The organism is Methylocystis rosea (genome assembly GCF_003855495.1).
In the GTDB taxonomy this organism is placed as follows: domain Bacteria; phylum Pseudomonadota; class Alphaproteobacteria; order Rhizobiales; family Beijerinckiaceae; genus Methylocystis; species Methylocystis rosea_A.
In genome coordinates, this window is record NZ_CP034087.1 from 48,523 (window position 1) to 69,055 (window position 20,533).

Below are 20,533 nucleotides of genomic sequence, written 5' to 3' on the forward strand. Positions count from 1 at the left end.
CTATTGAGGCGACACACGCGGCTCGACGAATGTCGCCCGTGCGGGGTCGAAGCTAAAAATATTGGCGGCGTAACTGCTGCCGCCTGTGACATTGACGTTGCGCTGATTCACGAGTTGCGTGGTCAGAAGCCCGGCCATAATCAGCTGGTTCCAAAGCGCGCCATTATTCGATCTCGCTTGACTGTTTTGGTCCCATGCGCCCTGCGCGAGCGGCAGCGCGCCGATCGCCAGCGACGCGTAGCGTTGATCCGACGTGTTCGAGGCCAGCGCTGGCGCCATTTGTTGCAGCGATGAAACCGTTTGCGCCGACGCCTTCAGATTGAGGGACTGCGGCGTATAGGCCGCCGGGCCATTCGCCGGCTGCGCCGGCGTCAGATTGCTCAGATCCATATTGGAAAGCGAACCGCCGGACGCATTGGCGTGCGAGCCCGATACGTCGGCGCCGGCCGTCGACGGCACAGAGCCGGCCGCCGACCCCGGCGTCTTGTGGCTCTTGGTGATCCCGTTCGACGGCTCGAGCGTCTGGTCCTTATAGACCCGCGCCTTCTTCATGCAGTCCGCGATGCTCTTCTCCGTCCCCTCGCGTGGCGGATCCACGACAGGCACGGCCGCGCCCGCCGCGCCGGCGCATAAGCAACCGGCCACGGCGACGCGAAGACTAAGCCGCATCGGCGACCTCCTTTCGGGCTTCGGTCCAATCGCAGAAGATGGGCACCCAGATGCGCGGATCATTCCCGACCCGCGCGCGCAATTCCTCGCATTCGGCGACGGTCTCGACATTGCCCGAAAGCACTTTCACAAAATCCGGGATGTCCGACAGATCGAGGCGCGCAATGACCGAGTCCTGGTCATGCTTGATCAGAAACTGACGGGAGTCGGGGTGGGTGTTGAGAACCCAATCGAATTCGCGCTCCGACAGTTTGAAGCCTTCGACATAGCTCCTGCGATCCGCCTTCGCGTTCGGGAAGAAGATATTCGTCGGCGTTTGTTCGAGCAGCGTGTGCCCCATGGGCGACTGGATAATGTCTCTCGCCGACTGCGTTCCGAATCCGACAATGCCGTTGAGCTTACGGATGGTTTTCAGCTTGTCGTTGAGAAAGGACGCAAACTTGTCGTCGGTCAGGAGTTTCCATCCCTCATCGATGAACAGCATCATGGGTGCGCCATCCATCATCGCTTCAATGCGGTGGAAAATGTAGCCGAGCGCTGCGGTGCGAATATCGTCGTCTTCGAGGACTTTCGTCATGTCGAAGCCGAAGACGCCGTTTGTGGCCGACCAGCGATCGACGTCATTATTGAACAGCCAGCCGCGCGCCTTGGTCCAGACGTCGTAGCGCGACGCGAGATCGTCCTGCCCCATTCGTTCGGCGCCGCGCAGCAATTGCGCAACGTCGGAAAACCGGCGCTCGCGCGCGGGAATCGAGAAAATCTGGTCGACCGCGCGTTCGATGATTTTGATTTGCAGTGCTGACAGGTCCGAGCCATCGCGTGGCCGGACCATGAAGCTCAGCAAGTCGTGGAGAAAGGCGCGGTCTTCGGCAGACCCCGCCAGTTGCAGCGGGTTGAAGCCGGTTGGCACGCCCGGCGCCAGCACGTCATAGGAGCCGCCCATCGCCCGGATTAGCGGATCGGCGCCGCGATCCTTGTCGAAGAAGGCGACGCGCGGGCGCGGCGTGACACGCATCGCTTGCGCGAGTAGAAAGCCGAGCCCGACGGTCTTGCCGGAGCCGGTCGGGCCGACGACGGTAAAATTGCCAACCTGCCGTCGATGGAAGTTGAACCAATAGGGCGTCTGGCTCGTCGTCTCCAGGACCGAGATTGCCGGCCCCCAACGATTCCGGTCCTTCTGACCGACCGCGAAATTGTGAAGCGACGCAAAGCCGACGAAATTACGCGAAGAAATCAGCGAGCGGCGCGCGATATAACCGAAATTGCCCGGTAACTGCGCCCAGAAGCAAGGCTCAGCGTTCATGTCTTCGCGAACGATGATCGTCCCGAAATTCTGCAGCTCCTGCGTCGCAGCCTGCACGCAGGATTCCATCTCGCGAATCGTGCGGCCGAGCGCGCAGACCGTCAGATGATGGTAGCCGAGCACCGTCGCGCCGGTGACCAGCTCATTGCGGGCGATTGTGATCGCCGCCTCGACATCCGTTCCGGCTTCGTCGGAGGCTTTGATCTGGCGCTCGACCTTCGCAAGATGCGTCATGACTGGCGCGCGGTCTTCGAGGGCGAAGGACTGCGATACGATCAGCTCATGGGGAATGCGCAGCAGCCCGTCGAGCATCCCCGCCCCCGTATAGGCGGGATATTCGCGAACTGAGAGCATGGCCCCGAACCGCGTATCTGCCGATGAGGCGCCGCGCAGCTCCAGCGCCTTTTTTCCGAAGGTGACGCGCTTTGTCGGGAGGTAGGTGTCGAGCGGCATGCGCGGCAGCGCGAGACTCAGCGGCGCGCCGCCATTAATAAGCATCGCCAGAAACTCGGCGATTTCGGAACAAACAACGCCGCCCCGCATCACGCAGCCGAGGGCGCGTGGCGCATAGCTCGCCATCTCCTTGCAATAGTTCGCCGTCGTGTCTTTCAGTTCGCGGATCGCCTCGCGCTCGATATCCTTTTCGTCGACGCCGAGGCCTTTGCGAAACAGAGTCGCGGCCCTCTCCGCCATGCCGACCTTGCCGACGAAGCCGCGCCGAATGATCGTAACATAGAGATCATTGACAAACATGCGCCTTTTCCCCTGTCCCGCCATATAGCGGCGATCCAGCTCCCGGCAGAACCAGTTGTCGAAAGCGCCGCCGATTTCCGGCGTGACCTCCCGGCGGATTGTGTGGCAATAGACGGCGAAGCGGCTATCGTTCATCGCCCGGAGCAGCGTGTTGCGCGCTGAGAGCCGCATGTCGATGTAGGCTTGATCGGCCGTCTGGAAGCAGAAGCCGCCAATTTTCACGACCATGAGGAAATGACCGTCTTTGGTTTTGACGATCTGTTCCTCTACGTGGCGGAGATAGGGAATATGCTTCGCAATCGCGGCTTCTTTCGCCTCGATTCCACCGAACGTCAAAGACCGCAGAATGTGTTTTGCGAGTTTCGCCAAATCGCCACCTTACGGCTGATAGGAGTCGCCGCCCCAAAATCGGTGATTGCGGGTAATCGGGCACTTGCCGAAGCGCGTCAGGATCACATCGACAAAACGATTGTCCCGAACCGTGAGCACATAGGCCACGGCATGGATCGGCGGAAACAGCAGGAACATCAGCAGATTCTTCGTGTTGATGAAGATCAGCACGACAACGCAGCATTCGAGAACAAACAGCACATAGGGAACGCCGAGCATCATCGGCGGCCGTGTCAATCCGCCAATGAGAGGGTCCAGTTTGGGCCTTCCCGAAGCCATCAGCGTCCGCCCATCCCGCCGGTGAGCGACGTGACAACCTGCGCGGCGCCAAAGATCAGGGCGACGCCGATGACGACAGAAAACGCCCAGCCCCACGGAATCCGCGATGTGAGCGCGAGATAGCCGACCGCCGCCACGGCGACTGTTGCGGCCGTCGTCGCGAATGTCCCAGTCATAAAATCGAGGACGCTCGACAGCGCGGTGTTGAGCGGCTGAAAGGTTGCGGATGAGGCCAGCGCCGTGTCGCTCCACGAGACAATCGCAATGCAGATAATCAAACTCAGCAACAGCCAATCGCGCCCATTCCCAACGTTCATTTCTGTTCTCCCGGATCGTCGCTGCTGACGTAAAGCACCGAGCCGCCGATCCATTGCTGTCCTTTGGCGTCTGCCCTGGGTCTCTCCGAAGCTTCTTGAACGGACGGCGCGTGGAATCTGGATTGCTTGGCCACGCCCCCGGCTTGCCGCGTCGAAACCCCTTCGAGGCCGTAATATTTGTTGGTTGCCTTCGCGACGTAGCGCACTGTTTCTGCGATTGCGGGCACGCCGCGTGATTGGTAAACCCGCTCGGGCCCGGCGTTGTAGGCGGCGGTGATCAGCATTAGATTTCCGCCAAATTGTGCGCTGAGGTCTTTCAGGAAGAGCATCGCCCCATGCACATTCTCAGCAGGGTTGCATATGTCGCGAACGCCATATTGGGCGGCTGTGTCCGGCATCAGCTGCATGGGGCCGCGTGCGCCCTTGCGCGAATTTAGGTCCGCTCCATCATTGGATTCGAGCGAAAGAATCGTGAGGGCGAGTTTTTCATCGACGCCGACGCTTGACGCCTCGTGCGCGACGAGATCGCGCAGGCTCGCGTCGTCCATCGCGCTTTCACAACGCTCAGCGAGAGCACTCTCGCCGGTCAGCGCCGCGTCGTTCGACGCCTGACGCCGCTTGGCGGATGGCTGAGCAACGGCGACGTCCGATTGTGCTGCGTCAACGGCGACGAGCCGCCGGAACCTCTCAGGCACAACTTTGGTCGGCGCTTCCTGACGCACATCCTCAGCTCCCGCGATCACAGCGGCCGGCGCGCTTGTGCGCGCGCCGTTGTTCTGGGCCTGGGCGCCTAACACTGGGTACACGCAACACACAGCAGGCAGCAAAAGTTTCCGCATGGCGAAACTCCCCCTGGAGTCGCCTCTCCTGTAACGTGCCTCTAATAAATTGGCAACCTTCAAAAATTGCGCTATGAAGCTTTCGAGGCGCGTCGTTCCGGCGCGCGCTTGCGCGACCGCGCGCGACAACCAGTCAGGCGGGGCGTTTCATGAGAAATGAAGGCGAAAATAATCACTACTACGACGCGGAACTGTCTGGCGTCAGCTTGTTCGGAATTGCCGTCACGCTCGCCATCGCCGCCGCAATTGCGGCTGTGGCATGGCTCGATGCACAGCCCCTACAAGTCGTTGGCTGGATTCTCTTTCCGATCGAATATCTGTTGAACGCCGTCTTCTTTCCGGAAGTTCAGACGCCCTTGCGCAGCAATGCCGTTGCGTTGTTTATAGCGCTGCCGACGTTTGCGCTTCTTTACGCTGTCTATCGCCTTTCAAAAGCTTTGTTTTCTCTTGTCAAGCGCTCCCGATCGGAGCGCCCCTAATGACTTCGACGTCGGTTCGCTACTTTGCAACGATGGCAATGTTCCTTGGCGCGTGTTGCTTATCGGTCACGCACGCGCAGACCTATACGTCCGACCCCGGCGCGTGGCGTCCTGTAGCTTACTCGGACCTTCTCTTCCCTCTAGGCGAAGCAGAATCATACGCCTCGCTTTGGCAGGACCGGCTCGACGAGAGCAACAAGAAGTCGGCGTCGATCAATCCTGGTGGGCTGCTCAATATGAGCATCGTTGTTGGCAATCGCGGCGCCAGCGAGTGGCATTTTTCGATCAATTTCCAGACGAAACTTGTCGCCCTTAGCGTGCTCAGTACGCCCTATCTGTGCACCGATGAATATCCGTCGCCGACACAAGGTATCCGGATCAAGGTTTGTCCGTCGCGTCTTGTGACGTTCCAAAGCAACAGCTACAGCGTCATCGACGGCGCCGCATGCTTTGTCGAGAAGACGCCAGGCGCGCCGGCGGAGGACTCGACCGCGACTGTCACCTACGCGGCTTATGATGTTCCGTCACGCTCGATTCGCCTGCGCTACACTGTGTCGCATCAAGAGATCGACCGCTGCGCTCAATCCGTGCCGCTTCACCCGGAGAATTAGACGCGGTAACGCGCCGTCAGCTGCTGATGAAAAGGAGCAACGCCATGAAGCACATCGCCATTCCCTCGCGATCGACCATGCGGATGATGGCGCGAGCGGGCGGCTATGACCGTCAATCACAAAATCCGGCTCCGCAAGCGGACGCTCGGATTTTCTGTCGGCGCTTCGCGCCTTTGACGCCGCCGCGCCGTCACGCCGTATCCATCGCATTGGCTCGCTATGCGAAGGAGGTCGTCATGAGTGCCGCAAGCGTGATCGCGCTTTTGATCCCGTTCACCGCCGGCGCTCAGCAACCCGAATCACATCGCCTTTTCGCGGAATCTTTCAGCTTAACGACGAGCAATTTGCAAACACGAATCTGGTCCGATCAACTGCCCGCGCTGCTTTCGGGCCGCAAGCATCTCCAAGCAGCTGCGCCGGACGCGAACATCGGGCTTACGGGGCTCGTATACGAAACGCAGTTTAAGGTCGACAGGCGCGTTTATGTGGTTTCAGTCCTCAATCATCAATGCGCAAATACAGGTCTAGAACATTCGTTGTCGTGCCCGGCTCGGATCGCTGAAATAAGCGGGAGCACGCCACGACTGATACAGGAAGTCCCCAATTTTGTGGTGTCATTCCAACCTGACGCGACGGGCACCAAGACGAATGCGCAATCAGGGTACATGACGATCGCATCATTCGATCCCGCGACGCGGGCGCTCACCTTCACCGATGTTTCCGACGGCCAGCAAACCGCCCTGCCCATTCGCATCAATCTAGAATAGGCCGTTTCGCGAGGACCGACATGCGCTGCTTCCCTTATATTACGTTCGCCTTGCTCGCCGCCGCGGGGAACTCGCCGGTCAACGCCTTTCTGGCGTCGGGATGCTCGAACTCCGATTACTCAGCCTCCGATATCGCCTCCGCTCTCAAAAAGTGCGACAGCGCGAACGACACGTTGAAGGACAACGCCTGTAACTTTGGCGGCGCGGCGATGGCGGAGTCCGGCGGCAACACGTGCGAGTCGAATGGCAACAATTTCGGCGTTCTGCAGCTTACTCGGAGTAATCTCAACGGCACCGGGATCTCCTCGGATCAATATCTGAACCTCCCCATGCAGCAACAGGTTTGCATATGGGCGCAACAGGTCGGCAATTCGAACACGCAAGGCGGTTATCAGACGCTCGCCAACAACGGCAATATCGGCGGAACTCGCGTCACATCAGGAATGTTGATGGCTTGCTTTCAGTTCGGTCCGCTTATCTGCAAAAACGACATCGCGTCCATGCAGTCACACGGCGGCGCGTGTCCGACTGCGGGCAATGGCGGTGTGCGGGCAACAAATGCGACCCTCGCGAACGGTTCCGCAAACCTCGACGGAAATAACCAGTCGATTTGCTCTTGGGGCGGCGCGATCCAGAGCAAGATCAACCAAGCAGCCGCCACCTGCAAACCGGGTAATGGCGGAAACAATGGCGGCACTGAGTGCCCCGGCAACGGCACGACCCCGAACGGCGTCATTCCGCCGACGCCGGGCAATGCGCCCGTGCAACTTCCCCCAAATCTGGCTTGATTAAAGTCATGCGCGTCGTAGTACGACTCGCCCTCGTCATCGCATCGACGGCGCTCCCCGCGGTCGGCAGCGCACAGACGCAGACACCGCCTGCGCTCCCCGTGTTTGACTTTCCGCAGTCCGGCGTCACCTTTGAGACGGGAGACAGCTGGTCCACGAACGGTCAGGCTTTCCGCCTCTATGGCGTTCAAAGCTGCATTCGGGGGACGTTTTTCACGAACTCGGCCAAGGTCCGCACCGATTGCGGGGAGGCATCGCTCGCCTATCTCGCTGCGATCGTTCGCGACGCGAAGCCTCGATGCACTGCTATTGCGCAGGCTGCTATTGCCCAGGCTGGCGTGCCACCAGTCATCTTCTCGGTTTGCGCCGTCCATATCGGGAGCAACATACTCGACCTCGGAACCGTGCTTATCACGCAGGGCTTCGCCTTCGCGGCGACCGACGCCACCGGCAGGCCAACGAAATTTGAATATGCCGTCGCGGAGAGTGAGGCTTCCAGGGCGAAGCGCGGCCTTTGGTCGGCGTCCGATCTGCCGCATCCGTCGATGATTTTGATGAACGCGGCGCGCGCAGCTCGACCGCAATAGCCATGCTTGCGAGTGCCCACGCCGTCGCCCAGGTCCTTGGAGGACGGCGCGAGGGGCGCGGCTACCTCTGCCATTGCCCGGTCGAGACCCACGGTAAGCAGCGCGGCGACAAGCGCCCGTCGCTCAGCGTCAATGACGGCAATCAGGGTGTGATTCTGCATTGCTTCGCCGGCTGCGATCCGCGCGATGTGATTGCCGCGATCAACGCCAAGGACCCGAATGAGCGCGCCGAAATCACGGTTCGCCCGCCGCTCAACGAGAAGCCGGCGCCCAAGACAACCAGCGCCTATGCGCGTCGTCTCTGGCGATCGGCGATCGGCGTTCCCGGCACGATCGGCGAGAACTTCCTGCGCGAGCGCGGCCTACCGAATAAACCGCCGGCGTCTATTCGCTTCCTGCCATCCTATCGCTACGACAGGAACCAGCCACATAGCGCCCTGCCCTGCCTTGTCGCCGCCGCTCAAGCGCCGACACGCGAAATCGTCGGCGTTCAACTCACTTTCTTGCATCCGGGCGGCCGTCGCAAAGCCGACGTTGAATATCCCCGGCGCGCGATCGGACCGCTTGGGGCGTCGATGCTTCGACTCGCTCCGGTCGAGGCGTCGCTCGGCATAGCCGAGGGCTTCGAAAAGGCTTGGGCCGCGCAGCTCCTATTCGGCGAACCTGTATGGTCCACGCTCGGCGTCGATCGTTTCGGCGTCGTCATCTGGCCTGAGACCGTAACCGGGCTCACCATCTACGCCGACAACGATAGGCCCGGCCTTACAGCCGCGCGCGAGCGGCGCGGGGCGCACCCTGAAATCACAATCCGAATCCGCTATTGCGCCGCCGAGGGCCAGGACTTCGACAAGCTCTACAAGGCTGTTGCGGGCGACCGGGCCGAAGCCCTGAAACGCATCATTGAGGAATGAGCGACCGCTTGGCGCCACTTCGGGACCTTCCAGCAAGCTGCCCTGCGAGTGTGATCCGCTGCGTTATTCGACATGGGATCTCGGCGCCGATCGGCGCGGCGATTGCCTGACTTCTCCCGTTGCGGTTGGGTCATTTCGATGCGCCGAACCGCGCAACGAGGGAGATGGCCTTGCCCGTCTCGCCGAGCAGGAAAGCTCCGCCGTCGGTGGAGCTCTCGCGAGAGCGATCCGGCACTTCCATGAATTCGCTCACGAATTCGCGCGATACCGGTTCACAACAGAGGGGAACTACGAGCCTATGCCGCAGTCGGGACCGCTTGGCGGGTCGCCCCAGCCGGCGGGATCAGGGTGACCTCTTCGCCATTTTCGCGCAGGGCGAGATGGAAAGCTGGGCGGATTTTGTGCAAAAGATTTGTGCGAAAGTCCGGGCGTCACCGTAGCTCGACCAGAAACATGGGAAGGTTCGCTATGGGTCTTGGTTGTGTAAAAACTCAGCGGAGATTGCTTCACTGAAAAAGATCAATGAATTTTCGAGGCATCACACCAATCGGAACGAGGAAAATCGCAAAAGATTCCGCTGAGAGCGGCCATTTTCGACTGAGTTTAAATTGGGCATGTAGTTTTCACGCAGCCAGGGTCATTTTGTCACCTTCATCAGATAACAAAAAACTGCGAAAGCCCCCTTCTCCTCCTCTGCTTGCGCTCTTATCCCCGGCCTCTCCAACTGCGGCGCCCGTTCGACTCCCGCTCGTGTCTGAGAAGCCGCGCAAGGGGCGCTGCCCTTAAGACCACGGCGTTAGCGCGGCGCAACTCGTTTGGCGACAGTTGCGGGTTTGCGCGGCGGCTCGACGCCAAGCAATTCCCACAAGCTGATTTCCAATCGTTCCGCGAGTTCGACGAGCACCAGTAGCGACGGGTTCGATACGCAATCGGTGATGAGATAGAGCTGCGGCAGAGAAACGTTCAGAAACTTTGCGAAGTCTTGTTTCGTCAAACCGCTCTTGCGGAAACGCTGATTCACGACAGCGCCGATCGTCTCGATCATTTTCGGACCGGAGGGGTTCTTACGCTTGCCAACCGGCTTGCCTTCGAGCAACTCGTATAAGGGCACGCGAAGCCTTTTCGAGATTTCCGCCAACATCGTGAGGGACGGATTGCCGAGCCGGCGACGCACATAGCGAAATTGCGACCCTGACATGCCGACGAATTCGGCGAATTCCGGCTTCGACAAGCCGCTTGCCGCTTGTTCCGCAATCAGGCGATTTGAAAGGTTTGCGAGGTGGGGCGATTCAAGCCGATCAGCGATCGTAACGACCATTAGTCGGCGTCGTCGATCTCCCCGGTTCTTAGCCCCCGCTTTACCCGCCTTACGCGACCGCTTTGGCCCGCCGACGATCATTTTGCCCCGGAAATGTCACGACACCGCCCGCGCACTGTCTTAGATTGATGCGCGGCTGCCAAGGCCAATTCGGAAATTGGCGCCAATTTATTAGATTTGCCTTGCTCGCGCCTGGCGTTGCGTCCGAAGCGAGGCCGCTGATTTGGAAGCGCGTTTCTGTCGGCTTGGAACGTGCTACATGGCTTCGCTGTCCGCCAGCAGGCGCGAGACGGCTCTTTTCACCCCTGTTTCTGCGATGCGGAAAAGTCAGAGCGGTGAGCGAGCTTCACGACGGGATGGAAGGCGAGCCCCGCTGACCCCCACAACCGTGCACGGAGGGAAGCCTGGCGTCTACGCCAATGTTGACAAAGTCAGCCTCGGCGATCACCCGTGGCGTTTGGAATTCCCAGGTCGGCTTTTATCGCGGCAGATGCACGGCAAGCCAAACTGTCGGCTGGCCTACGTCCGTCCATTCGACTCGGTGTCGCACATGCGGGGGAATTTCGACGTAGCTGCCGGGGCGAAGGTTTCTTGGCGGGCCCTCGCCTTCGATCCGGAGACCGGCCGACCCCGAAATCAGAAAAACCCACTCTGTCCAATCCTGGTCATACCAAAATCCGGGCGGGCTCGCCTGACCGGTCGAGACGATCCTTTCGATTTTCGCACCCGGCGAGTCGGCAAGTATCGAGATCTCCTCTTCGCTCGAACTCGTCGCCAAGCCCGCAAACAGATCGCCGCTTCGAATCACCATGGGCTCCAACAGTAGGCGAGTTTTTCAAGGCTTGGCAGTCGTTCGACGGCGTGAGGGAATTTTGGCGCGGCCTGACATCGTCAGCTTCGGGACGTTAGCTATTCGCGTGAATGGATCCATGTTTTATCACGCGCCTGCAGGCACATCATTCGGGGATGACGAGCCGCAATCCAGCTTTGCCGTCGGGGGCCTTTTGGACGCTTGCGGCGGCCATGGCGGCCAGGAGCGCGTCGCGAGGCAGCGCAATGGTGCAATAACGAGCTTTGGCTGGATCGGCGGGGTCGGCGGCTGTCACGGTGATTTGCACCGTGATCGCGCTCATCGAAACATCGACGGAGACGGGATCGTCTTGGAAATCGACTCCGTGACGGCGGCCGTTTGCGCCGCGGAGGATCGCGAACATGCCTCATTCTCCGGAGAGGGTCCAGATGATAGCGGAAGCGCGTCCGCCCGACCAGCCGTGGCTGCCCCCTTCTTTTTCAGTTTGTCGTTCCGTGCGCTGAACGCGCCCTGACCCGAGGTTCGTTCGTTTGGGGCGAGTGGTCGGACGAACATGAACGGTTTTCATTGACTCGCCCATAAAATCCTCGCCATCCAGATCACGTCCTCAGCGCGCAGGATTTGATCGCCTCGCCGGCCCGCTCCGAAGGATTCGAGTTCGATGGTGTGCGCCGTTTGCCGATTCAGTCTTTTCACGAGGACTTCGCCCGCCGCCGTTTTGACCGCCACGCGGTCGCTGCGCCGCACCGGAGCCTTCGGCGAGACGAGGAGAGTGTCTCCGTCATGGTAGAACGGCGCCATGGCTTCGCCCGAGACCTCCAACGCATAGGAATGTTCGTCGATATCGGCGAAGAGATCGATCTCGTCCCAGTCCGAGCCTGCTGGAACGCCGGTATCGTCGAAACAATCGCTGCCGCTTGCGCGGGCGAGATCAATCAGCGGAAGCCTACGATGCGCGCCGCTGCCGCTTGGTGCGAGGAGCGCTATGAATTCGTCGAGGCTGGCGCCGGTCGCGTCCAGAACTTTGGCGATGGATTCGGTCGACGGCCAACGCAAATGTCCGTCCGCCGTCCGTCGCTTGGAGCGGTTGAAGGTCGTGGCGTCGAGACCGGCCTTGCGTGAGAGGCCCGATGTGGTGAGGGAGTAACGCTGCGCTAACACTAACGCGTCGAGCGCGGACCAGATTTGAGCGTGAGACAGCGCTGTCATCGGACGGGGCGGATGGCGGCGAAGTGCTCCCGCTTACGGAGGCGATCAAAACCGTGGCGCAAATGGGAACATGATCGACGCGGAGACGTGAGCCAAGCGGCGGGCGAATCAAAGAGAAGCCTCTCAGAGCCTGCCAGAATTCTAGCGCGTTTCCACCTTTCGCCATCCAGCGGCTACGGCTTCTTCTTGCGAACAGAACCAGCGTTCACCTTTCCCTTTGTCCATGCGCGTGCGAGCGTAATCCCGCTCGCCGGGCAGGTGATAGATGCGCTCGCCCTTGCGATTGATGTTGCCTTTGATTCTGCAATTGCCCCCTGCGGGGGCGTTTTGGAGCGCCGGCGGCGCCAAGGCATGGTCTTCTTGCGTGATCGGCCGCGCGGCTGACCAGATTTGCTCGAAGCGGGCCTCAAAGGCGCGCGCCGCCGCCGCTTCGCGGATCACCACGAGATCGTTATCCTGTTGCTTCAGGCCCGAGGCCGTCAGATTGGCCGATCCCGACCGAAGAACGAGGCCATCGATCGAGTAGCTCTTCAGATGCATGTAAGGACCCGGCGCCTTCATGCGCACACTGCCGGCGATTTCGCGCAGGCGCTCGATGGCATGTCGCTGCGTGGGATCGAGGAGTATCCGGACCCTGACGCCGCGCCAGTGCGCGTCGATCAGCGCGTCTATGATAGGCCAGTCAGTGAGCGAGAACGCCGTCAGGTCGATTTTCAAATGCGCCGATTTGATCAGGGCGGCGTCTACGCGTTCGAGATTTTCGCCGGGCGCATAATGCGTCTCGACTGGGTCGGCGTTCGTCGGCGGGATGCGGATAAGCGTCGCGATAGCGACCGCGGCGAGAATCGCTCGAAACCATGCCATCGACCCTTTGTAATTTCGTGCCATCAATATGACCTTTGGCGTTTGATATCGATCAGGCCGCTGAGCGCCGGTCGATTGCGCCGGCGCCGAGGGCGAAATGGCGGCGCTCGTCATGGCCTGTCTTTTCCGCGCACCGCACCGGCAATCTCCTGGCGCGCCATGCCGCAATTCGCGAAATGATGGAGGCGAAGGCCGAGGGTCCATTTTGCTCGGCGCGGCCACGCTCAGCCAGCGATCGACGTCGTGGCGTCCAGGCGCGCGCGCAAGCACCACTGTTCCCACGCAGAAGAACCCACAGGGGCTCTTCCGACAGACAAAAAACCGCTGCCGGTTGCGAGCGGGCGATCCAAAACCAAGAATTCGGTTCGAACGACTACTTCTTGCCCTTGCCCGGGCTCTTCGGCTTGTGCCTGGCCTGCGCCAAATCCGAGGCCGCGAGCTCCTTTTCCTTCTTCGTGGCTTTTGGATCGCGTAGCGTCTTCGCCGCGTCGGACGCGACTTTCTTTCCAGTGGTCATGGCAGTCCTCGGGATTGAGAGAACGCTCGAAGTTAACATGATTCTCTGTGGGCCGGAGCGGCTCGAAGATTGTTCTCCGGCGTCGTCCACATGGATCGAGAGGCGTCGGGGCGGCCGCGGCTTTCCTGCGCGAAACTCGCTCGGCCAGCCTCTCGCGCGAATTGGTTTGCTCGAGCCACCCTTTTAAGATCCGTCTTCGAGAGGGGCTGGAATTATCGGCGGTCGGTGGGGCGAAACCATGCGGAAAATCAAGTGCGAGGGCTGTGGCCGTCGGACGCCGAGCTTCGAGACCGTAAATTACGGCTCGATGGATATGGGATACAAACAGCTCTGCCGCCGCTGTTTCAATACCGAGGCCGCGACAGCCGCTGGTCTCGACGACTTCGAGCATGTCGACTTCGAACCCGTGCGGCTGACCGACGGCGTGGGCAAACCTCACGAATTTCATTTCCGTACTTTTATGTTTGGAGTAGGCGTCGCCTTGGACGCCTTCGAACTTCGCGACGGAAATCCGGCGGGCTATCAGTTCCAGGTTATCGCCGAACCTGAGGAAGACCTGCTCGCATTGCTCGGCCGATTGATCGAAAAGATGCGACGCGCTCTCGCGGTAAAGTACATCGACGACGGCGAGTATGGTTTGCAAATTGCAGAAGCTAAAGTCGTTCGAGGGCTGATCGATTGGGACGCGGCGCAAGACGGACGCGCGCCACTCCTCGTCATCGACGGGCGAGAGGTTTCCTGGGAGGAATTCGGCCGAATGATCGCGGGTTTCGAGGGCTTCCAATTCAAATTGGAAATCCACGACAAGAGCGAGGAAATCTGACCTCCCGCGCGGCTCCCATGGGATCCATCACCGGCAGCCACCAGCCGCTTTCCGGCTGACGCGCCCAATCGGCGCGGCGTCGTAGGCACGGCTTGCTATAATCCGCCCGGGCAAATCCATTGGAGGCAGGGAACGCCTTGCGGGCGGTAGCTGACACGACCACTTCGCGTGAAACGCTCGTCGGCGCCGTCGAACGGGTGACTTTTCACAACGAAGAAAATGGGTTCGCCGTCCTGAAGGTGAAGGTGCGCGGCAAGCGCGACCTCGTCGCTGTCGTCGGACATGCCGCCTCGATATCGGCGGGGGAGTTCATTCACGCCGTCGGCGTCTGGACCACCGACCGCACGCATGGGCTTCAATTCAAGGCCGATCTGCTCAAAACCACCCCGCCCACCACGGCCGAGGGCATCGAGAAATATCTCGGTTCGGGCATGGTTCGCGGCATCGGGCCCAAGCTCGCAAAGAGAATCGTCGACGCGTTCGGACAAGGCACATTCGAAATCATCGAGGCGAGCCCCGAGAAGCTGAGGGATGTGTCGGGGATCGGAGAGTTCCGTGCGGGGAAGATCGCCGCCGGCTGGGCCGAGCAGAAGGCCGTTCGCGACATTATGGTGTTTTTGCATTCCAATGGCGTCGGCACGTCGCGCGCCGTGCGCATCTTCAAAACTTATGGACACGACGCCATTCAGGTGATGACCGAGGACCCTTACCGTCTCGCCCGCGACATCCGAGGCGTCGGCTTTCGCACTGCCGACGCCATGGCCATGAAAATGGGCATGAGCCACGAGGCGCCGCAGCGGATGCGCGCCGGCGTGTCCTTCGCCCTCCAGGAGGCGACAAACGACGGTCATTGCGGACTTCCGGTCGATAACCTCGTCACCCTCGCAACCAAGCTTCTCGACGTCGACAAGGCAATCGTGAGGGCGGCGCTCGATCACGAACTCGCCGGCGCCGAAGTGGTCGGCGACACGATCGGCGCGGAGCCTTGCGTCTTCCTGCGCGGGCTTCACATCGCCGAGCGAGGCGTCGCCGAACAAATTCTGGCGCTGGTCAGGGGAACGCCGCCCTGGCCGTCCATCGACGTGGAGAAGGCTGTTCCCTGGGTCGAGAAGAAAACGGGCAAGACGCTCGCGGCGTCGCAACGCGCCGCGATCGAAACGGTGCTGCGCTCCAAGGCGGCGGTGATCACCGGCGGGCCAGGCGTCGGCAAGACGACGCTGCTCGACGCGATCCTGCGCATTCTCGCCGCCAAGGGAACGAAAATCCTGCTCGCCGCGCCGACCGGACGCGCGGCGAAACGTATGGCCGAACAGACCGGCCTCGAGGCGAAGACCATTCACCGCTTGCTGGAAATCAATCCCAAGACCGGCGGCTTTCGGCGCGGCGTCGAGAACCCTCTCGAATGCGACCTGCTCGTGATCGACGAGACCAGCATGGTCGATATCTCCCTCATGTTCGCGCTCGTCAAAGCGATCCCTATCCGCGCCGCACTCCTCTTGGTCGGCGATGTCGATCAGCTGCCCTCGGTCGGGCCGGGCCAGGCGCTCGACGACGTCATCAATTCCGGCGTGCTGCCGGTCGCGCGGCTGACCGAGGTGTTTCGTCAGGCGGCCGAGAGCCGGATTATTGTCAACGCGCACCGGATCAACCGCGGTGAGATGCCCGAATGGCCCAAGCGCGGCGAGGATTCGGATTTCTGGTTTGTCGATGCGGACGACCCCGAGAAGGGAGTGGCCAAGGTCGTGGAAATCGTGCGCGATCGAATTCCGCGGCGCTTTGGCCTCGACCCGATCCGGGACATTCAGGTGCTTTGCCCCATGCAGCGCGGCGCGCTCGGCGCGCGATCGCTCAACGCCGATTTACAGAAGGCCCTCAATCCCGCGCCGCCGGCGAAGATCGAGAAATTCGGTTCGATCTTCGCCCCCGGCGACAAGATCATGCAGACCGAGAATGATTACGATCGCGACGTCTTCAATGGCGACCTTGGAACCGTGTTGCGCATCGATGAAGTCGAGGGCCTGCTCGTCGCCGGCTTCGATGGCCGCGAGGTCGAATATCCCTTTGGCGAACTTGACGCCTTGGTTCCGGCCTATGCGACGACGATCCACAAGTCGCAGGGCTCGGAATATCCCGCTGTCGTCATCACGCTCGCGACCCAGCATTACGCCATGCTGGCGCGCAATCTCGTTTATACGGCCGTCACGCGCGGCAAACGTCTTGTCGTCATCGTCGGTCAGCGACGAGCGATGGCGATCGCGGTGCGAAGCGGCGGCCGACGCAAGAGGTGGACAAAACTGCGTGAGTGGCTGGCGGCACGTTGAGCTTTTGGCCGGTTGGCCGCTCGATCCGCGAAGCGGCAATTCACTCAATCTCTCGTCGTGTCCTGTCCGACTGCTCGTCCGATCTTCTCGGCTATTCGCCCTCGCACCCGCTGGTAAAACGCCTCGTCATGAGCGGAGTCGATATTCGTTCCCGACCCGATGGCGATACAGAGTTCGCGGACATGCTGATAGGCGCCGTCGCCGTGCGCCCCGATCAGCGCGTCCGCTTCCGCTTCGATAGCGGCGGAAAGCGCCGCGCGGCGACGAAGATGGCGGGAGAGAAAACCGACGAGCATTGGCCGGTGACCCACGCATTCCAATTCCAATGAACCGATACCGGCTCATCGATGCAGTTTTGTCGTCCAGCGGTTTTCGAGCCTAACATGCTTTTTGGGACGGCGTAGCCTTTTTACGCCAGTGTTCAACACTGGTTTCGTGAGCAAAGGGGTTGCCAAAGCAGGGTGCTCGCCGGACGTTGAGCATTAACGTTTCGGGGCTGATTCCATGGACCCGGCCTTCGCATGGTTCGCTGACAACGGCGCTTGGCCGGAACATCCCGGTCCAGGCTCCGCGGTAGTCGAGCAGGCCATTGTCGGACCGGCGCGGCTGCTCAGTCATGTCGAAACCATGCTCGGTCTCGGACGGCCGGCGATCGCCGCGGTCAAACGCATCGTCGTCTATCGTCGCAAGCTCGAAGCGGCGGGAGCGGACAGATTCTGGTCGGACTCTTTCGGGGCGGCCTGAGAGGAAGAGGAAGGTTCGGTTTTCGTTGACGGGAAAAAGGGGGAGAGAGAGGCTTTCACCCGCCCGTCGCGGAGACTGGACATATGTCGAAGATCACGCTGGTGGGAGCGCGGGACATTGCGCTCGACAGGCTGGTGGCGTCGGACGCGAATGTGCGGCGGATCAAGGCGGGGGTGAGCGTCGAGGAGCTGGCGGAGGATATCGCCCGGCGCGGGTTGTTGCAGTCGCTGAGCGTGCGGCCGATCGTTGGCCAAGGCGGCGAGGAGACCGGCAAATTCACGGTGAGCGCAGGCGGCCGCAGACTCGCGGCGCTGAAACTCCTCGTGAAGCAAAAACGGCTTGCCAAGAACGCGCCGGTTCCCTGCATCGTCAAGACGGATGGGATCGAGGAGGAGGACTCGCTCGCCGAAAATACCATGCGTGAGGCCCTGCACCCGCTCGACCAATTCCGGGCGTTCAAGACCTTGCATGACCAAGGCGTGACCATCGACGAGATTGCCGCCCGTTTCTTCGTCGCGCCGCAGGTCGTCCGCCAGCGCCTGAAACTCGCGGCGGCGAGCCAAAAGCTGCTCGATCTCTATGTCGCGGAACAATTGACCCTCGACCAGCTCAGCGCCTTTTGCGTGACGGACGACCACATGCTCCAGCAACAGGTCTGGGAGGCGCTTCAGCGCTCCTACAGCAAGGAACCCTTTATGATTCGGCGGATGCTGACCGAGGGGGCGGTCAAGGCCTCCGACAAGCGCGCGATCTTCGTCGGGATGGAGGCTTACGAGGCGGCGGGTGGGATCGTGCTCCGCGATCTCTTTTCCAGCGACAATGGCGGCTGGCTCCAGGACGTGGCGCTGCTCGATCGCCTGGCCCGCGAAAAACTCAGCGAGGCGGCCGACGCCCTTCGCGCCGAGGGCTGGAAATGGTCGGAATTTTCGATCGATTTTCCCTATGGCCACACCAATGGCCTGCGGCGGCTGCCCGCGAGTAACGCGCTTCTTTCAGACGAGGAACAGGCAAGTTATGAAGCCGCGCTCGCTGAATATAATTCGCTGTCGGAGGGATACGAGGGGGCCGACGATCTTCCCGAGGAGGTCGATCAAAGGCTCGCCGAACTCGAGCAGGTGATCGCGGCCGTCGACGAGCGTCCGGCGATCTATGATCCAGCCGAGATCGCCCGCGCCGGAATTTTCGTCAGCATCGATCATGCCGGCGCATTGAAGGTCGAACGTGGGTTTGTGCGCCCGGAAGACGAGGCGCCCGCCGCTCCCGGCGAGACCGCCGCGGAGGCCAAATCGCCGAATGCGCAATGTGGTTCGCATGCTGGCGTGGGGGTGGAAGCGGTGTCATCGTCCGCGTCTTCGTCTTCGACCCTCGACGACGAGATGGAAACCTCGCCGAAACTCTCCGACCGCTTGCTGAGCGAGCTGACCGCGCATCGCACCTTGGCGCTGCGCGAAGCGTTGGCGAACGATCCCGATGCGGCGTTTCTTGCGGCGGCTCATGCGCTGGCGCTGAACGCCTTTTATGGCGCTGGCGGCTTCGAAACTTGCGTCGAAATCGATGCGAAGAGCGTGCTGCTCGGCTCACACGCGCCCGGCCTCGGCGATACGCCGGCGGCGCGGGCGATCAGTGAAGCGCATGGGCGCTGGCAATTGCGACTGCCGGAGAAATCCCAAGATCTTTGGAGTTGGCTGGTGAAACTGGACGGGGAGAGTCGCGCTTCGCTCTTTGCCCATTGTGTCGGGCTGAGCGTCAATGCGCTGCATCTCGCTCACGACCGGCGGCCGCGCGCTCTCGTCCATGCCGATCTTTTGGCCGAACATCGGACGCTCGACATGACGACCTATTGGAGCCCGACGGTCGAGAGTTATTTCGGCAAGGTCACCAAGGCGCAGATTCTCGCCGCCGTGCGCGAGGCGAAGGGCGAAGCGACCGCGCAGATGATCGACCATCTCAGGAAAACTGACATGGCGGCGGAGGCGGAAAGGCTGCTCCAGGGCGCGGGCTGGCTGCCAGAGATTTTGCGCACAAAAAATCTCGACGCCCCTGCCCTGCTGCAAGACGGCGGCTCGGCGAGCGCGGGTTCGCCAGCAGCGATCGATGACGTCAATCTGCCGGCGTTTCTGGCAGACGTCGAGAACGACGACGGCGCCAACATTCCGATGGGCTCCGAATCCGAAGAGCCCGAGCATTCGGCAATCGCGGCGGAATGATCGCACACGGGCAATGCGGCCACGGCCGCTCGCCTCGTCTACCGTCTCACCAGGAGCCCGGCCTTCGCGCCGGGCTTTTTACATGATGGAGCCCTCTCATGAACTCTGCCGATCAATCTCTTATCTCCTTCCATCGCACGCGCGACGGATTTCTCGCGGCGCGCCTCGGCGAGCGCGCCTTCCTCGCTCTGCCTTCCAAAACCGGCGGCGTCTCTCTCGCCAGTGCGCGTCATATCGACCAGCCGCCCGAGGAATGGCGCCCATCGGATTTCTATATCTTCGGTCGTCTGCTCGAAGACGAAGCCGCCTTTCGTCGACATGTCGAACAACTCGCCGATCACCAGCGCCAATTGCTGAGGCTCGATCGCCGAGAAGTCAGAACACACGCCGTCACCCCATGGGGAACGGCGCAGATGTCTTGGGCGTACGAGGAGGGCGTCGTTTGTCATTCGACGGCCTCGCACGGCGGCTTCCGTCTCGATGAGGAGCGCAACGCCCTCGTTCATCCGGCCTATCGCAACGCCGATGGGTGTTACGAGGAAGACAGTCAGTGGTCGAAAGTCGCGGCGACGTTTCCGCGTCTCTTCACCGACTATGAGCGCAAATGCGCCGATGAAACTTTGCGCGCTGGCGAACCCGAGTCTTACGAGATCGTCAACAATGTGGTCCTTCGTCCTGGGGAATCCCGCACAAAGGACGCGCGCAAATTTCGGCTGGATCACGCGTCCGACTGGATCGTGATCTCCGCCATTACCTCGCGACAACGCCGGGGCTTCGTTGAATGCGTGGCGACCATCGGCGGCGATCGCCGCGGAAGGGAGCGACGCTTTCTCGTGTCCGACGTGGAATATGATCCCGGCCGCCATGGTTTCGTGATTGATCCGGCGCGACACGAAACTTACATCGGGCCGAGCAGCTTCATCGGCCGGGTTGGATAGATTATGGCGTCGGGAATGGGAAGGGAGAGGAAAAGGGCTTTGCCGGGACGGGCGAGCCCGGAAGGTTGAAGAGAGAGATTTCCGGGCC

24 protein-coding genes are annotated in these 20,533 nt (G+C 61.2%); 11 read left to right on the plus strand and 13 right to left on the minus strand.

The genetic code is table 11. The features are described 5' to 3' along the window. From EHO51_RS18075 to EHO51_RS18095, 5 genes are read right to left on the minus strand one after another with little or no spacing between them, the layout of a single operon-like run. Entirely contained in the window at positions 1–669 is a 669-nt protein-coding gene (locus EHO51_RS18075) for a hypothetical protein (protein WP_124740262.1), read from the minus strand. Further along, positions 659–3,094 (minus strand): VirB4 family type IV secretion system protein, encoded by a 2,436-nt coding sequence (locus EHO51_RS18080; protein WP_124740263.1) that lies wholly within the window; start codon positions 3,092–3,094, stop codon positions 659–661. Before EHO51_RS18080 ends, EHO51_RS18075 begins: the two co-directional genes overlap by 11 nt. Positions 3,095–3,103: 9 nt before the next feature. After that, the gene (locus EHO51_RS18085) at positions 3,104–3,394 is read right to left on the minus strand and encodes a type IV secretion system protein VirB3 (RefSeq protein ID WP_124740264.1); all 291 of its coding nucleotides are present in this window, start codon (positions 3,392–3,394) and stop codon (positions 3,104–3,106) included. Then, positions 3,394–3,711, minus strand: a complete 318-nt coding sequence (locus tag EHO51_RS18090; protein WP_124740265.1) for a TrbC/VirB2 family protein — start codon at positions 3,709–3,711, stop codon at positions 3,394–3,396. Before EHO51_RS18090 ends, EHO51_RS18085 begins: the two co-directional genes overlap by 1 nt. Beyond that, positions 3,708–4,550 carry a lytic transglycosylase domain-containing protein gene (locus EHO51_RS18095; protein WP_245435022.1) on the minus strand — a complete coding sequence of 281 codons (843 nt, stop codon included), beginning with the start codon at positions 4,548–4,550 and terminating at the stop codon, positions 3,708–3,710. Before EHO51_RS18095 ends, EHO51_RS18090 begins: the two co-directional genes overlap by 4 nt. Positions 4,551–4,699: 149 nt before the next feature. Between EHO51_RS18095 and EHO51_RS18100 the strand changes: the two genes are divergently transcribed. The 6 genes from EHO51_RS18100 to EHO51_RS18125 are packed head-to-tail and all read left to right on the plus strand — an operon-like array spanning position 4,700 to position 8,693. Continuing rightward, positions 4,700–5,029 (plus strand): hypothetical protein, encoded by a 330-nt coding sequence (locus EHO51_RS18100; protein WP_124740266.1) that lies wholly within the window; start codon positions 4,700–4,702, stop codon positions 5,027–5,029. Next, entirely contained in the window at positions 5,029–5,640 is a 612-nt protein-coding gene (locus EHO51_RS18105) for a hypothetical protein (protein WP_124740267.1), read from the plus strand. Before EHO51_RS18100 ends, EHO51_RS18105 begins: the two co-directional genes overlap by 1 nt. Before the next feature lie 44 nt (positions 5,641–5,684). Continuing rightward, positions 5,685–6,407 carry a hypothetical protein gene (locus tag EHO51_RS18110; protein ID WP_124740268.1) on the plus strand — a complete coding sequence of 241 codons (723 nt, stop codon included), beginning with the start codon at positions 5,685–5,687 and terminating at the stop codon, positions 6,405–6,407. Between the two features lie 20 nt (positions 6,408–6,427). Continuing rightward, positions 6,428–7,195, plus strand: coding sequence for a hypothetical protein (locus EHO51_RS18115; protein WP_124740269.1), 768 nt, complete (start codon positions 6,428–6,430; stop codon positions 7,193–7,195). Between the two features lie 8 nt (positions 7,196–7,203). Further along, entirely contained in the window at positions 7,204–7,782 is a 579-nt protein-coding gene (locus EHO51_RS18120) for a thermonuclease family protein (protein ID WP_124740270.1), read from the plus strand. Positions 7,783–7,784: 2 nt separating this feature from the next. Then, positions 7,785–8,693, plus strand: a complete 909-nt coding sequence (locus EHO51_RS18125) for a DUF7146 domain-containing protein (protein WP_124740271.1) — start codon at positions 7,785–7,787, stop codon at positions 8,691–8,693. A gap of 130 nt (positions 8,694–8,823) precedes the next feature. On the opposite strand, the gene EHO51_RS21270 is transcribed toward EHO51_RS18125, so the two are convergent. From EHO51_RS21270 to EHO51_RS20605, 7 genes are all read right to left on the minus strand, one after another. After that, positions 8,824–8,946 (minus strand): hypothetical protein, encoded by a 123-nt coding sequence (locus EHO51_RS21270; RefSeq protein WP_281024524.1) that lies wholly within the window; start codon positions 8,944–8,946, stop codon positions 8,824–8,826. 543 nt (positions 8,947–9,489) lie between these two features. Next, complete coding sequence (locus EHO51_RS18130) at positions 9,490–9,924, minus strand: hypothetical protein (protein WP_124740272.1); 435 nt, start codon at positions 9,922–9,924, stop codon at positions 9,490–9,492. Between the two features lie 565 nt (positions 9,925–10,489). Beyond that, positions 10,490–10,822 (minus strand): cupin domain-containing protein, encoded by a 333-nt coding sequence (locus tag EHO51_RS18135; protein ID WP_124740273.1) that lies wholly within the window; start codon positions 10,820–10,822, stop codon positions 10,490–10,492. Positions 10,823–10,967: 145 nt separating this feature from the next. Further along, complete coding sequence (locus EHO51_RS18140) at positions 10,968–11,225, minus strand: hypothetical protein (protein ID WP_124740274.1); 258 nt, start codon at positions 11,223–11,225, stop codon at positions 10,968–10,970. A 161-nt stretch (positions 11,226–11,386) separates the two neighbouring features. Continuing rightward, the gene (locus tag EHO51_RS18145; RefSeq protein WP_124740275.1) at positions 11,387–12,031 is read right to left on the minus strand and encodes a S24 family peptidase; all 645 of its coding nucleotides are present in this window, start codon (positions 12,029–12,031) and stop codon (positions 11,387–11,389) included. Positions 12,032–12,172: 141 nt separating this feature from the next. Then, a complete protein-coding gene (locus EHO51_RS18150) occupies positions 12,173–13,009 on the minus strand; it encodes a phospholipase D-like domain-containing protein (protein WP_245435025.1) in 837 nt (278 codons plus the stop codon). A gap of 259 nt (positions 13,010–13,268) precedes the next feature. Next, positions 13,269–13,412, minus strand: a complete 144-nt coding sequence (locus EHO51_RS20605; protein ID WP_164479469.1) for a hypothetical protein — start codon at positions 13,410–13,412, stop codon at positions 13,269–13,271. A gap of 238 nt (positions 13,413–13,650) precedes the next feature. Between EHO51_RS20605 and EHO51_RS18155 the strand changes: the two genes are divergently transcribed. Then, complete coding sequence (locus EHO51_RS18155; protein ID WP_124740276.1) at positions 13,651–14,235, plus strand: DUF7713 domain-containing protein; 585 nt, start codon at positions 13,651–13,653, stop codon at positions 14,233–14,235. Positions 14,236–14,372: 137 nt separating this feature from the next. Continuing rightward, the gene (gene recD2 / locus EHO51_RS18160; RefSeq protein ID WP_124740277.1) at positions 14,373–16,556 is read left to right on the plus strand and encodes an SF1B family DNA helicase RecD2; all 2,184 of its coding nucleotides are present in this window, start codon (positions 14,373–14,375) and stop codon (positions 16,554–16,556) included. Between the two features lie 44 nt (positions 16,557–16,600). Here recD2 and EHO51_RS18165 read toward each other — a convergent pair whose 3' ends face one another. Continuing rightward, a complete protein-coding gene (locus EHO51_RS18165; protein ID WP_124740278.1) occupies positions 16,601–16,867 on the minus strand; it encodes a hypothetical protein in 267 nt (88 codons plus the stop codon). 193 nt (positions 16,868–17,060) lie between these two features. Between EHO51_RS18165 and EHO51_RS18170 the strand changes: the two genes are divergently transcribed. The 3 genes from EHO51_RS18170 to EHO51_RS18180 all read left to right on the plus strand — a co-directional run bounded on the left by EHO51_RS18170 (position 17,061) and on the right by EHO51_RS18180 (position 20,445). Then, positions 17,061–17,300: a hypothetical protein gene (locus tag EHO51_RS18170; RefSeq protein WP_124740279.1), complete on the plus strand. Its 240-nt coding sequence runs from the start codon at positions 17,061–17,063 to the stop codon at positions 17,298–17,300. A gap of 83 nt (positions 17,301–17,383) precedes the next feature. Beyond that, positions 17,384–19,507, plus strand: coding sequence for a ParB/RepB/Spo0J family partition protein (locus EHO51_RS18175; RefSeq protein ID WP_124740280.1), 2,124 nt, complete (start codon positions 17,384–17,386; stop codon positions 19,505–19,507). Positions 19,508–19,605: 98 nt separating this feature from the next. Then, positions 19,606–20,445, plus strand: coding sequence for a DUF7007 domain-containing protein (locus tag EHO51_RS18180; RefSeq protein WP_124740281.1), 840 nt, complete (start codon positions 19,606–19,608; stop codon positions 20,443–20,445). Positions 20,446–20,533: the final 88 nt, after the last annotated feature.